This window comes from Sphingomonas larreae (assembly GCF_051400595.1).
GTDB lineage: Bacteria > Pseudomonadota > Alphaproteobacteria > Sphingomonadales > Sphingomonadaceae > Sphingomonas.
The window spans coordinates 38,518-52,578 of sequence record NZ_JBLFFI010000006.1; the positions used below are offsets into that span (position 1 = coordinate 38,518).

The 14,061-nt window shown below is 69.0% G+C and carries 15 protein-coding genes; 14 read left to right on the plus strand and 1 reads right to left on the minus strand.

Annotated elements, in window-relative coordinates; all coding sequences use genetic code 11:
• Positions 1–6: 6 nt before the first annotated feature.
• From ACMGDM_RS17500 to ACMGDM_RS17535, 8 genes are all read left to right on the plus strand, one after another.
• Positions 7–924, plus strand: coding sequence for an energy transducer TonB (locus ACMGDM_RS17500; protein WP_436805416.1), 918 nt, complete (start codon positions 7–9; stop codon positions 922–924).
• Positions 925–969: 45 nt separating this feature from the next.
• Entirely contained in the window at positions 970–1,395 is a 426-nt protein-coding gene (locus ACMGDM_RS17505; protein WP_436805417.1) for a hypothetical protein, read from the plus strand.
• Positions 1,396–1,493: 98 nt separating this feature from the next.
• Positions 1,494–1,628 (plus strand): hypothetical protein, encoded by a 135-nt coding sequence (locus ACMGDM_RS17510; protein ID WP_436805418.1) that lies wholly within the window; start codon positions 1,494–1,496, stop codon positions 1,626–1,628.
• 47 nt (positions 1,629–1,675) lie between these two features.
• Positions 1,676–2,776, plus strand: a complete 1,101-nt coding sequence (locus tag ACMGDM_RS17515; RefSeq protein ID WP_436805419.1) for an ATP-binding protein — start codon at positions 1,676–1,678, stop codon at positions 2,774–2,776.
• Between the two features lie 34 nt (positions 2,777–2,810).
• The gene (gene rpiA / locus ACMGDM_RS17520) at positions 2,811–3,479 is read left to right on the plus strand and encodes a ribose-5-phosphate isomerase RpiA (RefSeq protein ID WP_436805420.1); all 669 of its coding nucleotides are present in this window, start codon (positions 2,811–2,813) and stop codon (positions 3,477–3,479) included.
• A gap of 128 nt (positions 3,480–3,607) precedes the next feature.
• A complete protein-coding gene (gene tkt, locus ACMGDM_RS17525; protein WP_436805421.1) occupies positions 3,608–5,689 on the plus strand; it encodes a transketolase in 2,082 nt (693 codons plus the stop codon).
• A gap of 191 nt (positions 5,690–5,880) precedes the next feature.
• Positions 5,881–6,990 carry a transaldolase gene (gene tal, locus ACMGDM_RS17530; RefSeq protein ID WP_436805422.1) on the plus strand — a complete coding sequence of 370 codons (1,110 nt, stop codon included), beginning with the start codon at positions 5,881–5,883 and terminating at the stop codon, positions 6,988–6,990.
• 296 nt (positions 6,991–7,286) lie between these two features.
• Complete coding sequence (locus ACMGDM_RS17535; RefSeq protein ID WP_436805423.1) at positions 7,287–7,670, plus strand: response regulator; 384 nt, start codon at positions 7,287–7,289, stop codon at positions 7,668–7,670.
• A 305-nt stretch (positions 7,671–7,975) separates the two neighbouring features.
• On the opposite strand, the gene ACMGDM_RS17540 is transcribed toward ACMGDM_RS17535, so the two are convergent.
• On the minus strand, positions 7,976–9,757 hold the full coding sequence (locus ACMGDM_RS17540) for an ABC-F family ATP-binding cassette domain-containing protein (protein WP_436805424.1): 1,782 nt from the start codon (positions 9,755–9,757) through the stop codon (positions 7,976–7,978).
• Positions 9,758–10,051: 294 nt separating this feature from the next.
• On the opposite strand from ACMGDM_RS17540, the gene ACMGDM_RS17545 reads away from it, so the two are divergent.
• From ACMGDM_RS17545 to ACMGDM_RS17570, 6 genes are all read left to right on the plus strand, one after another.
• Positions 10,052–10,507 (plus strand): copper chaperone PCu(A)C, encoded by a 456-nt coding sequence (locus ACMGDM_RS17545; protein ID WP_436805425.1) that lies wholly within the window; start codon positions 10,052–10,054, stop codon positions 10,505–10,507.
• Positions 10,508–10,706: 199 nt separating this feature from the next.
• On the plus strand, positions 10,707–11,162 hold the full coding sequence (locus ACMGDM_RS17550; RefSeq protein ID WP_436805426.1) for a vgr related protein: 456 nt from the start codon (positions 10,707–10,709) through the stop codon (positions 11,160–11,162).
• A 190-nt stretch (positions 11,163–11,352) separates the two neighbouring features.
• Complete coding sequence (locus ACMGDM_RS17555) at positions 11,353–12,252, plus strand: DUF6662 family protein (protein WP_436805427.1); 900 nt, start codon at positions 11,353–11,355, stop codon at positions 12,250–12,252.
• An 11-nt stretch (positions 12,253–12,263) separates the two neighbouring features.
• On the plus strand, positions 12,264–12,785 hold the full coding sequence (locus tag ACMGDM_RS17560) for an FMN-binding protein (RefSeq protein WP_436805428.1): 522 nt from the start codon (positions 12,264–12,266) through the stop codon (positions 12,783–12,785).
• A complete protein-coding gene (locus ACMGDM_RS17565; RefSeq protein ID WP_436805429.1) occupies positions 12,772–13,554 on the plus strand; it encodes an FAD:protein FMN transferase in 783 nt (260 codons plus the stop codon). The genes ACMGDM_RS17560 and ACMGDM_RS17565 overlap by 14 nt, the downstream gene beginning before the upstream one ends.
• Positions 13,551–13,991, plus strand: a complete 441-nt coding sequence (locus ACMGDM_RS17570) for a hypothetical protein (RefSeq protein ID WP_436805430.1) — start codon at positions 13,551–13,553, stop codon at positions 13,989–13,991. The genes ACMGDM_RS17565 and ACMGDM_RS17570 overlap by 4 nt, the downstream gene beginning before the upstream one ends.
• The last annotated feature ends 70 nt before the right edge of the window (positions 13,992–14,061 follow it).

Sequence of the window (14,061 nt, forward strand, 5' to 3'; positions counted from 1 at the left end):
CACGGGGTGACGGCAGCGGGCGGCGCGGCGCTGCTGGGGAGCGCGCTCGCGCTCGCCGCCGCGGCGCCGCCCCGGCCCGCGCAGGCGCCCGCGCAGGCGCCGGCACCAACCCCGCTCGAGCCCTCGGGCAAATGGGTCGTCAACTACGGCGAGAACGGCTGCGCGATGGCGCGCGCCTTCGGCGAGGCCGGCGCCTCGGTGATCGTGGCGTGGCGCGCGCTGCCGTTCAGCGACAAGGTCGAGCTGAGCGTCCAGCGCGGCCTGCCCGACCGCGGCCTGCGCCGCGGCGTGCTGCGCGTGGCGGTGGCCGCGCGCGCCGACGAGTTCCGCTACGAGGCGTTCACCGGCCAGGGCGAGAAGCTGCGCCTGCTGCGCGCCTTCGTCGACCCGGCCGCCTTCGAGCAATTGCCCGAGCGCGCGGTGCTGACGCTGACGCCATCGAGCGAGCCCGCGCTGGCAGTGACGCTGGTCGGCACCGCGCGCGCGCTGGCGGCGCTGGCGCGCTGCAACGACGAGATCGCGCGCGGCTGGGGCATCGCGCCGGGCGAGCGCGAGGCGGTGGCCACCACGGCGACGCCGGTCGGTCCGCCACACCGCTTCCTCGACGCCCTCGGCTATGACCGTGACGCGATCCGCCGCGGCGAGCTCGGCACCTCGGCGCAGCTGTGGACGGTCGGCACCGACGGGCGCGTCAGCGAATGCCGCACCGTGATCGCGAGCGGCAGCCCCACGCTCGACAAGAGCGGCTGCGACGCGGCGCTGGCGCGGGCGCGCTTCACCCCCGCGACCGGGCGCGACGGCCGGCCGATAGTGAGCCACATCACCCAGGTGATCAAATGGGAGCTGGCCGGCGCCTGGCAGGACGATGCCGCCTATCGCGCACTCGTGCGCCGGCAGCGGGCGGAGGAGCGCACCGAGGGTTGATCACCCGCGCACGTGTCTTACCTTGCTGGCACACAGGAGGTGCGCATGGGCAAGAAGAAGCAGGCCGACGGCAACAGTGACAGTGCGGCGAAGGGCGCGGGCAAGCGCGGCGCAGGCCGCTCGGCCAAGCTGCCCAAGGAGCTGTTCGGGATGAAGCTGCCCAAGGAGCTGCGCCGCCAGGGCGAGGCGTGGATCGAGCGCGCCCAGTCGCCCGCGGGCAAGCAGGCGATCGCAAGCGCGCTGACCGCGGTGGCGGGCATGGCGGCGAGCGCGGTCGCGGCCAAGGCGGCGGAGAAGGCCACGAAGAGCGCGGCGCCGGCGGGCGGCGCGGAGGAGGCGCAGGGTGCGGGCGCGGGTGACGCGGCGGCGGGCGCCGGCGGCGGTGGCCAGCGCACGCGCGAGCAGGAGATCGGGGACGCGGTGTCGCGGGTCGCGACGGCGTTCTTCGGTGGGTTGAAGGGGCGGGGGTGAGGTCCTCTTGATCGATCGTCTTGCGGAAGTGCCGCTCGGATGATTAGCTTTCCGTATAGCTCCCGTGCCGTAAGGATTGCTTCTTGACCGTCGATATAATGAATATCTTCACCCCGGCTCTAGCCATCGGTGATCCGGCTCGTTTCGCGGGAAGACAAGAGCAGCTTGATGCGGTCGCGATGGCCCTTCAGTCTGATGGAACTCAGATTGTTATCTATGGAAATCGGGGGTAGGAAAAACATCTCTAGCGAGACAACTGAGTAGTTTAGCTCAAGGGGATATGACCGTAATTGATAAGCTTCGGCTACGACCATCGATAATCCCTGATTACCTAGTGGTCAGTATTGAATGTGACGACAGCATCACGGACATGAGAGCCCTCGTTTTACGGCTCCTTACTGACGATGAGGCGCTGGCTCCTTGGATTCCGTTCAAAATAGAGAAAGCTACAACCTCAGGCGAGTTGGGTGCTGGCCTCAATGTGAAAGTTCTCAACGTAACGGGCAAGTTGGGTAAGTCCGACGTCTTGGAGCGTGATTCGGTAGAGCAAGATCTCTACGCAACATTTGGCAACGCTATTTCTCAGATTCTCTCCACGGGGGTGGTGTCCGGTATTTTGTTCATTGTTGACGAGGTAGATCGGATTAAGAACAGGGAGGATCTGCCGTCGATAGTGAGGGCCCGCGGTGCAGATCCACGAGTGAAATTCGCGCTTGTTGGCGTCGGAACTACGCCGCAAGAGTTGATCGCCGGCCACGAATCTATCGTTCGGCAGATATCAGACGGCTGCGTTGAGATGCCGCCGATGAGCGATAGTGAACTTAAGGATATTTTTAATACCGCGGAGCCCGTTCTAGCCGAAGTAGGTATCAAGTTTTCTCAAGATGCTAAAGACTGGATTATCGGAATAGCTAAGGGGCATCCATACTATGTCCACCTGCTAGGTAAGCGTTCTTTAATACGTGCTGCGACTTCAGGCCAGAGCGAGGTTGACGAGGTAATGGCCCGAAGCGTGCTGGCCGAGATTGCCAACAAAGGCACAGCGAAAGTGCAGGAGGCTGCTTATCTTAAGGCCATCGGACACTCTTACGTGCGAGAGTTTGTTCTAAAAACATTTTCGGAGCAAGAGGCGGAGGAGGTAAACACAAGCGTCGTTTATCCGAAAATTGCCAGTGCTCGTGGTATGGATGCAAGTGCGATATCGGTCTACGTTGGTCATTTAGTGTCAGACAAATTTGGGGCGGTATTGGAGAAAACGCGGGAAAGGCACTATCGTTTCAAAGACAGCTTGTTCAAGGCTTATGCAGCGGCTCGGCCGTTCCAGTATACGCCCGATAAGTTGGACCTGGACGAGGCTTCTGTGGCGGTCGGCGGCGCCTAGTTAAATGTGTCACCATGAGGTGACTGGAGATCCCATGCCCAACGACAAACGCCTAGCCGCCGAAGCCGCCGTCGCCGAGGTCACCCCCGGCCTGCTCGTCGGGCTCGGCACCGGCTCCACCGTCGCCTATTTCATCGACGCGCTCGCCGCGCGCGTCCGCGACGGCCTCGTCGTCCGCGCCGTCGCCACCAGCATCGCCAGCGAAGAGCGCGCGCGCGCCGCGGGCATCCCGGTCGACGACTTCGCCGACGTCGCCCACGTCGATCTCACCGTCGACGGCGCCGACGAGCTCGACGCGCGCTTCTTCGCCATCAAGGGCGCGGGCGGGGCGCTGCTGCGCGAGAAGGTGGTCGCCGCCGCGTCCACACGGATGGTGGTCATCGCGGACGGGTCCAAGCAGGTCGCCGCGATCGGCGCCGCCAAGCTGCCGGTCGAGGTGATCCCGTTCGCGCGCGCCTTCGTCGCGGCGCGGCTCGTCGCGCTCGGCGCCACCGCCACGTTGCGCGACGGCCTCACGGACAATGGCAACCAGATCCTCGACGCGCGCTTCGCCGCTATCGCCGATCCGCGCGATCTCGCGCGCGCGCTCGACGCCACGCCCGGCGTGATGGGGCATGGACTGTTCCTCGATGAGGTGGATGCGGCGTACGTCGCGGCGGGTGGCGTCGTTACGCGGCTGGAACGCGCCGCGACGAACGGTTAAGGAGGCGCTGACTCGGGCAACCGGGATGGGGCAACCCGCCCCGTGCCGGTGCGTTCGACGGTGGACTGACCGGCGCGGTGACGCGCCCGGCACTCGGCTTCGCATTATCGTATCACGAAGGGGCTAGCATGACCGACACCGCCACCCTGCCCGCGGGCGTCCACGAGGACGGCAGCCCCGAGCGGCTCCAGATCGACACGATCCGCACGCTCTCGATGGATGCGGTCCAGAAGGCCAATTCGGGCCACCCCGGCACGCCGATGGCGCTCGCTCCGGTGGGCTGGACGCTCTGGACCAAGTTCCTCCGCTACGATCCGCGCCATGCCGACTGGCCCAACCGCGACCGCTTCGTGCTGTCGGTCGGCCACGCCTCGATGCTGCTCTACTCGTTGCTGTATCTCGCCGGGGTCGAGGAGATCGACGCCAGCGGCCAGAAGAGCGGCAAGCCCGCGGTGAGCCTCGAGGATATCGAGCAGTTCCGCCAGCTCAGCTCCAAGACCCCGGGCCACCCGGAATATCGCCACACCACCGGCGTGGAGACCACCACCGGCCCGCTCGGCGCGGGCTGCGGCAATTCGGTCGGCATGGCGATCGCGGAGCGCTGGCTCGCGGCGCGTTACAACCGCCCGGGTTACGCTTTGTTCGACCATGACGTCTATTCGCTGTGCGGCGACGGCGACATGATGGAGGGCGTCGCGGCCGAGGCGGCGAGCCTCGCCGGGCATCTGAAGCTCAGCAATCTGTGCTGGATCTACGACAGCAACCATATCTCGATCGAGGGCGGCACCGATCTGGCGTTCGACGAGGACGTCGGCGCGCGCTTCCAGGCCTATGGCTGGAACGTGATTCATGTCGACGATGCCAATGACGTCGGCGCGCTGTCGGCCGCGATCGAGTCGTTCAAGGCAACCGACGACAAGCCCACCTTCATCGTCGTCCATTCGGTGATCGGCTGGGGCAGCCCGCGCGCCGGCACCGAGAAGGCGCATGGCGAGCCGCTCGGCGCGGAGAACGTTGCCAAGACCAAGGAGGCCTATGGCTGGCCCGTCGACAAGGACTTCTACGTGCCGGAGGGCGTGAAGGAGGCGTTCGGCGAGGCGGTGGCGTCGCGCGGCAGCAAGGCGCGCGACGAGTGGGTGGCGCTGTTCGACCGCTATCGCGCGGAGTTTCCCGAGCAGGCGGGCGAGCTCGACCTGCTGCTCAAGGACAAGCTGCCCGACGGCTGGGACAGCGAGATCCCGGTGTTCGACGCCGACGCCAAGGGCGTGGCGAGCCGCGACGCGGGCGGCAAGGTGCTCAACGCGATCGTCAAGAAGGTGCCGTGGCTGATCGGCGGCTCGGCCGATCTCGCCCCCTCCACCAAGACCGACATCAAGGGCGCGCCCTCGTTCGAGCCGGGCAATTACGCCGGCACCAACTTCCACTTCGGCGTGCGCGAGCATGCGATGGGCGCGGTGGTCAACGGCATGGCGCTGTCGCACCTGCGCTCCTATGGCTCCACCTTCCTGGTGTTCCTCGATTACATGCGCGCGCCGGTGCGGCTGGCGGCGATCATGGAGATCGGCGCGGTCTACGTCTTCACGCACGATTCGATCGGCGTGGGCGAGGACGGCCCGACCCACCAGCCGATCGAGCATCTCGCGACGATGCGCGCGATCCCGGGGCTCGACACGATCCGCCCGGGCGACGCCAATGAGGTCGCCGCGGCGTGGCGCGCGGTGATGAAGTCGGCGGACCACCCGACCGCTCTGGTGCTGTCGCGCCAGGCGCTGCCGACGCTCGACCGCTCCAGATATGCGAGCGCGGACGGGTTGGAGCAGGGCGCCTATGTGCTGGCGGACGCGGCCGAGGGCGGCGTGCCCGAGGTGATCCTGATCGCGACCGGCTCGGAAGTAGGGCTTGCGGTGGCGGCCTATGAGCAGCTCGTCGGCGAGGGCGTGAAGGCGCGCGTCGTCTCGATGCCGAGCTGGTTCCGTTACGAGCGCCAGGACGCGGCGTACAAGGAGAGCGTGCTGCCCAAGGCGGTGACCGCGCGCGTCGCGATCGAGATGGCGGGCTCGCTCGGCTGGGACCGCTATGTCGGCTTCGAGGGGCGGCAGATCACCATGTCGACCTTCGGCGCCTCGGCCCCGCTGGCGAAGCTGCAGGACAAGTACGGCTTCACCGTCGAGAATGTCGTCAAGGTCGCCAAGGAGGTGATGGGGCGGTAATCCGGGCGGGGGGCGGGCGGCTGTCGCGACGGCGGCGGCCCACTTCCGTCATCCCGGCCTTGAGCCGGGATGACGAGGTTGGTTGGACCGTGTCCGCAACGAGCCGAGCGCCGCGACCGCCCGCACAGGCTTATTTGGCGCCCCCGCCGCTCCTATATCGGCGGGACGCGCGACGAGATGGAGGAAGGCGAATGAGCAAGCTACAGGACCTCAGCAAGGCGGGCACCGCGGTGTGGCTCGATTTCGTCGACCGCAAGTTCCTCGAGCAGGGCGGGCTGCAGAAGCTGGTCGACGAGGACGGCCTGACCGGCGTCACCTCCAACCCGACGATCTTCGAGAAGGCGATGGGCGCAGGCGACGCCTATGACGCCGGCTTTGCCGAGTTCGACCGCGCCAACCCCAGCGCCGAGCCGATGGCGCGCTACGAGGCGCAGGCGATCAAGGACATCCAGGCGGCGTGCGACACGCTGCTGCCGGTCTACCAGCGGCTCGACGCGGCGGACGGCTATGTCAGCCTCGAGGTCTCGCCCTATCTCGCGCTCAAGGGCCCCGAGACCGCCGAGGAGGCCGAGCGGCTGTGGCAGGCGGTCGACCGCCCCAATCTGATGATCAAGATCCCCGGCACCGACGACGGCGTCCGCGCGATCCGCGACACGATCGCCAAGGGGATCAACGTCAACGTGACGCTGCTGTTCGGCGTCGAGGCCTACAAGCAGGTCGCCTACGCCTATGTCGAGGGCCTCGAGGAGCGCGTGAGCAAGGGCCTGTCGATCGACAAGATCGCCAGCGTCGCCAGCTTCTTCGTCAGCCGCATCGACAGCAAGATCGACGACAAGATCGATGCCGGCGTCGGCGGCGAGGAGGCCAAGGCGCTCAAGGGCAAGGTCGCGATCGCCAACGCCAAGCTGGCCTATGCCTGGTATGAGGAGTTCGTCGCCTCCGAGCGCTGGCAGACGCTCGCCGCCAAGGGCGCGCGCCCGCAGCGGCTGCTGTGGGCCTCGACCGGCACCAAGAACCCCGATTACCCCGACACGCTCTACGTCGACCAGCTGATCGGGCCGGACACGGTCAACACCATGCCGCCCAAGACGATGGACGCCTTCCGCGAGCGCGGCACGGTGGCGCAGACGCTCCAGCAGGATGTCGACGACGCGCGCCACGTGATTGCCGAGCAGGCGCGGCTCGGGCTCGACCTCGACGGCGTCACCAAGGAGCTGGTCGAGGAGGGCGTGGCGAGCTTCTCCAAGTCGTTCGACGACCTGCTCGCGGTGATCAAGTCGAAGCAGCCCGCGGCGGCCTGAGGACATTTTCCCTCTCCTGACGGGGCGGGCGGGAGCGGGGCCTTGCGCGCGGGCCTGCACCCGGGGGAGCGGCCCATCCCGAACCCCTCCCCTGCCGGGGAGGGGTTTTCTGCGGGTTCCGCGCCGCCATCTTCCCTGCGACCTTCGCGCCACACTCGCGATTGTAAATTACCGTAACGTCAAGTTTAACGGGGCAGCACGACTGTCCCTCCTTGACACGCGCCCGTGCAGCGGCAAGACCACGTTCAGTAGTTAATTATATACGATGAACGGTGTCGCACGGGGCTTTGCACGGAATGTCTGACGACCAGCGCGCGCCAGTGATCCTGGTGGTGGACGATGAGCCGTTGGTGCGCAGCACCGTCTGCGAGCAGCTCCAGAATACCGGCTATGATGTCCGCACCGCCGCCTCGGGCGACGAGGCCTTTGACATGATCAACGGCGGGGTACGGTTCGACGTGCTGCTGACCGACATCCGCATGCCCGGATCGCTCGACGGCTTCGGGCTGATCCGCCGCGTGCTGGCGCTGGTGCCGAGCGCACGGACGATCGCGATGTCGGGCTATGTCGGCGATGACCATCTCGAGACCCGCGCCGCGGACCGCTTCATCGGCAAGCCCTTCACCATGGCGCGGCTCCAGCGCGAGCTGAGCGACCTGCTGCAGCCGGGAACGTGCTGAGCGGCGACGCTCTTTTTGCACGCGCCGCAGCTTGATTCACCCAAGCTGAACCGCGCTGCCGCGCATGCGGACGCCCGGAGCCACAGACGGTAACGTTGCCGGCCCTAAGCTCGGGCGTGCGCCGGAGCACGCTGGCGGTACGGATCAGGTGGATCATGCCTTGAGGCGATCTCCCTTCCTGAGAGGGAAAGGGTCGGTCTGCGACAGCCGCCCCGTTACGAAGAGGTCATCCCACCCGACTCGCGCCTGCAGGAGAGGAAGTCCTCGTTTCCCTGAGAGGTGGCGATCGGTCGCCAACGCCCGCCTCAGCCCTCCACCTTCTCCGCCAGCTCGAGCCAGCGCAGCTCGGCCGCCTCCTTTTCGTCGCGCAGCGCGGCGATGCCCTTGCTCAGCCGGTCGAACGCAGCGGCGTCGCGCGCATAAAGGCCGGGATCGGCCAGCGCCGCCTCGTCGCGCGCGATTCGAGCGTCGATCTCCTCGATCCGCTTGGGCAGCAGCTCATAGTCGCGCTGGTCCTTGTAGCTGAGCTTGGTCCGCGCCGGCGGGGGCGACGCCGGTGCCGCGGCGGCCGGCTTCGCCGCAGGCTTGCGCGCCGCCTCGACACGCGGGCGCCGCTGCCGCTCCCAATCCTCGTAGCCGCCCGCGACCACGTCGACATGGCCGCTCCCGTCGAGCCCCAGGGTCACCGTCACGGTGCGGTCGAGGAAGTCGCGGTCGTGGCTGACGATCAGCACCGTGCCCTCGTAATCAGCGATCACTTCCTGGAGCAGGTCGAGCGTCTCGAGGTCGAGGTCGTTGGTCGGCTCGTCGAGCACCAGCAGGTTGGAGCGCCGCGCGAACTCGCGCGCCAGCAGCAGCCGCGAGCGCTCGCCGCCCGACAGCGTCCCCACCTTGGCCTCGGCGAGCGAGGGATCGAACAGGAACTCCTTGAGATAGCCGTGGAGATGCTTGCGCGTGCCGAGTACGTCGATCCACTCGCCGCCGTCGGCGACGACGTCGCGCACGGTCTTCTCCGGCGCCATCAGGCTGCGCTGCTGGTCGATCACGATGCCGTCGAGCGTCTTGGCGCGCTTGATCGTGCCCTGATCGGGCTCGATCTCGCCGGTGAGGAGCCGCAGCAGCGTGGTCTTGCCCGCGCCGTTGCGCCCGACGATGCCGATCCGGTCGCCGCGCGCGACGCGCAACGTCAGGTCGCGGATGATCGCGCGCTCGCCGTAGCTCTTGGAGACATGCTCGACGTCGATCACCACCTTGGTCTTCACGTCGTCGCTCGCGATCGACAGCGCGGCGGCGCCTTGCGGCCCGGTCATCGCGGCGCGCTCGGCGCGCATCTCCTTGAGCTTGGCGAGCCGGCCCTGGTTGCGCCGCCGCCGCCCGGTGACGCCGCGCTGGAGCCAATGTTCCTCGATCTTGAGCTTGGCGTCGAGCCGCGCGGCGTTGCGTTCCTCCTCGGCATAGACCTGCTCGGTCCACGCCTCGAAGCCGCCGAAGCCGACCTCGGCGCGGCGCAGCTCGCCGCGGTCGAGCCACAAGGTCTGGCGCGTCAGCCGGGTGAGGAAGGTACGGTCGTGGCTGATGACGACGAAGGCGCCCTTGAAGCGCTTGAGCCAGTCCTCCAGCCACTCGATCGCGGCGACGTCGAGGTGGTTGGTCGGCTCGTCCAGCAGCAGCACGTCGGGGTCGAGCGCGAGCGCGCGCACGATCGCGGCGCGGCGGCGCTCGCCGCCCGAGGCGGACGGCGCCTCGCGCGTGAGATCGATCCCGAGCTGCCCCGCGATCGCCTCCGCCTCATAGGGTTGCGGCGGGTGTTCGCCGGAGAGGACATAGTCGGCGAGGGTGGCGAAGCCGGCGAGGTTCGGGTCCTGCTCGAGCATCACCACATTGGTGCCGGGCACGATTGTGCGGCGCCCCTCGTCGCTGTCGATCGCGCCCGCGATCAGCTTGAGCAGGGTGGACTTGCCAGCGCCGTTGCGCCCGATCAGCGCGAGCCGGTCGCGCTCGCCGATGAACAGGTCGAGGTGGCGGAACAGCCAGCCGGCGCCCTGCACCAGCCCGAAGTCTTCGTAGGAGAGGATGGGTGCGGCCATCGCGCGGACCTAGGTGGCGGGGGCGCGGCTGGCAATGGCGGCGGCGGTCGCCGCGGCTACACGCGAGGCTGGCGCATGCGGCGCGTCTTGCCGGGCGCCGCGGTGGCACCTACACCTCCCCGCGGAGGGATCTTGCGAGATGGCCACGTCCATGCGTTTCCTGACCGTGTTCCGGCGAACGCCGGAAACCAGGGTCAAGCAGGATAACGCCTCATGGCACGTGTAGCCCCGGGCTCCTGCATTCGCAGAAGCACAGAGAGGGAGTTCGCGACGACCCTCCGGCAGGAGACGAGAGTGACCGCACACCGCTGGACCTTCGCCGCACCGTTGCTCGCGGCCGGGTCGCTCGCCGCCTGCTCGGCGCAGCCATCGGCGCCGGTCGCGGGGGACGCCTATGTCCGGCTCGCGGCGGTGCCGGGCCGGCCGGCGGCGGCCTATTTCCTGCTTCACGGCGGCGCCACCGATGCGACGCTGGTGCAGATCGAGGCGCCCGGCGCGGCGCGGGTCGAGCTCCACACCAGCCGCATGACCGGCAACGGCATGGCGACGATGGATTCGCTGCCGAGCGTACGCGTGCCCGCGCGCGGCAGCGTCGCCTTTGCGCCGGGGGCGCAGCACGTCATGCTGTTCGGCTTGCCCGCGAGCGTGGTGGCAGGCGGTACGCTGCCGCTGACGCTTCGCTTCGCCGACGGCAGCGCGGTGCGGGCCGACGCGCGGGTGATCGCGGCGGGCGATGCCGCGCCGGAGTGAGCGGTGTGAGGGTCGGCGGATTTGGCGAGGACGGGTGTCGGCGCCGTCTCGTGCGGTGCCCCGGCGGAGGCCGGGGTCCAGCTGGGAAGGCTATAGTGCGAGTCACCAACGTTCCCCAACTGGGCCCCGGCTTTCGCCGGGGCACGAAAAGGGGGTGGGTTGCGCATCTCTTCTTCCGCGTCGCTTGTTTGACACGCGCATGACGCGCCCGCTCACTCCCGGCGAGATCGCCCTCGCGCGTTCGATCTATGGCGACGCGATCGACTATGCGCCGGTGCGGCTGGCGCGGCGCAAATGGGCCTTCTTCCAGCCGCGCGACGTGGTGATGGCGCCGCGCGGCACGATCCACTTCCACCCGAAGGGCGAATTGTGGCGTGACGATTTCGCCGCCGCGCCGCTCGGGCTTCAAGGGCTGTTCGTCCACGAATTGTGCCACGTCTGGCAGCACCAGCGCGGCGTGTGCCTGCCGCTGGCGCGTCATCCGATGTGCCGCTATCATTACACCATCCACCCGGGCTGGCCGCTCGAGCGCTACGGCCTCGAGCAGCAGGCCGAGATCGTCCGCCACGCCTTCCTGCTGCGCCGCGGCGCCACCGTCGCGGGCGCGCCCGCGCTCGCACGCTACGAGACGATTCTGCCGTTCGAGGCGGGGTAAGGGGAGCAGCGGCCGCGATCGTGTCAGCTCGGCCTTACACGGAGGGAGGTTGAGCGAGCGTCGCTCGCCCGCCCCGCTGTACCTCTACCTCGCCCACTCCCCAACCCGGGTCACCCGTCGCTTGTGACCGCGCCCGGCCCGCGCGTACATGCGAGCCGATCGCAATAATCACCAAGGGGGGACCATCCGCATGACTTCTCACGCGCGCGCGCTCGGCGCGGCGCTGCTCGCCGGCGCGTGCCTCGCTGCCGCGCCGGCGCAGGCGGGCGAGGGTATGTTCTCGCGGCTCTACACCACCGACCTCACGCCCAAGGGCCATGTCGAGGTAGAGCAGGTGGTGCGCGAGCGCGTCGGGCGTCGCTTCGGCCACTATGACGCCACCGACTTCCGCAGCGAGCTGGAAGTGGGCGTCACCGACGATCTCCAGGCCTCGCTCTACGTCAATTCGAACCGGATGCACGCCACCGGCGCGCCGGACGACGACGATCCGAACGGCGACACCGGCTTCACGCGCCATCGCTTCTCACCGCAGAGCGTCTCCGCCGAGTTCGTCTACCGCGCGCTCAGCCCGTACAAGAACAAGGGCGGCTGGGGGCTCGCGCTCTATCTCGAGCCGGAATATGACTTCCACGATCTCCATAACGGACTGCGCTACGCGCCGGGCACGTTCGAGCTGGAGACGCGCGCGATCGTCCAGAAGAACTTTGCCGAGGACCGCGTGGTGGTCGCGTATAACCTCGTGCTCGAGGCCGAATCGATCCGCTTCGCCGGGCGCGACGAGACCAACAGCGAACTCGACTGGAACAACGAGCTGGGCGTCACCGCGCGCGTCGCGCCCAAGCTGTTCCTTGGGGTGGAGGGGCGCAACCACAACGAATACGGCAACTTCACCCATCACGAACATTCGGTCTACTGGGTCGGCCCGACGCTCCATGTCGCCGGGCAGCATGGCTGGGCGACGCTCGGCTGGCTCCACCAGGTCGCGGGCAATCCCGGCTATGACGAGGACGGGCGCGACATCGGCCGCCACCTCTTCCTGCGCAGCCACGAGCGCGACGAGGTGACGCTTAAGTACGGCATCCCCTTCTGAGGCCCGGACCGATGCGCTGCCATTTCGTGCTGCTCGCCGCCGCGCCGCTCGCCGCGGCGCCGGCCTGTGCCACCACCTACATGACGGTCGATCAGGCCAAAGCGGCGCTGTTCCCCGGCGTGGCGCTGGTGCGCGACGATCGTGACCTGACCGACGCACAGGTGGCGGCGATCCGCGCCCGCGCCGGGGTGAGCGTGCCGTCGCGCACGGTGCACAGCTGGCGCGCACCCGATGGCGCGCGGCTGATCGTCGATCAGGTGCTGGGAAAGCACGAGAATATCACTTTCGCGCTCGCGCTCGATCGTGGCGGGGCGGTGCGCGCGCTGGAGATCCTCGACTATCGCGAGAGCTACGGCGGGCAGGTGCGCGACCCGGCGTGGCGCGCGCAATTCACCGGCAAGCGCGATGGCGCACCGCTCGCGCTGGGGCGCGACATCCGCAACAACTCGGGCGGCACGCTCTCGGCGCGCCACGTCACCGACGGGGTGCGCCGGCTGCTCGCAACCGATCGCCTCGTCTTTGCGCAGCCTTGAGCGCGCGCGGCCGCTGCTCGGCACGCTCGTCGCGGTGCGCGCGGAGGGGAAGGGCGACATGGCGGGCGCGGTGGAGGCGGCGTTCGCCGCGATTGCGCTGGTCGAGCGCCGGATGAGCGCGCATTGCGACGACAGCGACCTCGCCGCCATCGCGCGGCTCGGCGGGGGCGAGCGCGTGGCGGTGGACCCGCTGACCGCGCGTTGCCTCGCGCTCGCGCTCGGGCTGGCGCGCGCCAGCTGCGGTGCATTCGACCCGGTGGTGCCCGGCGGCGCCGCATCGTGGCGCGACCTGCGCGTGGCGGCGCGTGCGGTGACGGTGGCGCGCGCGTTGCGCGTCGATCTCGGCGGCGTCGCCAAGGGTTTCGCGGTGGATCGCGCCTGTCTCGTGCTCCAGCGCCGCGGCGCGGCGGCGGGAGCGGTGAATGCCGGGGGCGACCTGCGTCTGTTCGGCGCGGAGGAGTGGGTCGCTCTGACACCGCGCCACACCGCACCGCCCGCCGCGCTGCTGCTCGGCGATGGCGCGCTCGCCAGCAGCGACGTCGCCGCGGCGGCGGCGGACCGCGGCGCGCCGCAGCATCGCGATCCTTTCACCGGCGCGGCGCTCGCACCGGGGTTCGCCAGCGTCGCGGCGCCGCGCTGCGCGGTGGCGGACGCGCTGACCAAGGTGGTGCTGGCCCGCGGCGACAGGGCGGCGGGGTTGCTCCGGCGCTGCGGCGCGCGCGCGTATCTCCACCGCCCTGGCGCGGCGTGGCAGGCGATCGCGGCATGACCGGCACCCGGCGCCGCTGGACCCAGGCGGTGCTCGCCGCGGTGTGGGCGAGCGGCGCGGCGTGGTGGCTGCTGCATCATTTTTTCCAGCGCAACGGCGCGTTCGGTCCCGAGCCGAGCGCGGCGGAGCCTTGGGCGCTGCGCCTCCACGGTCTCGCCGCAATGGCGACGGTGGCGCTGCTCGGGTGGCTCGGCGGCGTCCATGTCGCGCCGGGCTGGCGGGCGCGGCGGCGGCGCCGGTCGGGCGGGGCCTTGTTCGGCGCGGGAGTGCTGCTCTCGCTGAGCGGCTACCTGCTGTACTATGTCGCGGACGAGGACGCGCGCGCGGCGGTGGCGCTGGCGCATTGGGTGGTGGGGCTGGCGGCGTTGCCGCTGTTCCTGGCGCATCGGTGGTGGCGCGGGTCGACGCGTGCTTCGCCGCCCACTTCGTCCTCCTGAGCTCGTTCCGGCCTCCACCGCGCCGCACGAGCTGCTGTCGCCGCGCCAGCCGCACCGTGGAGCCTGAGAC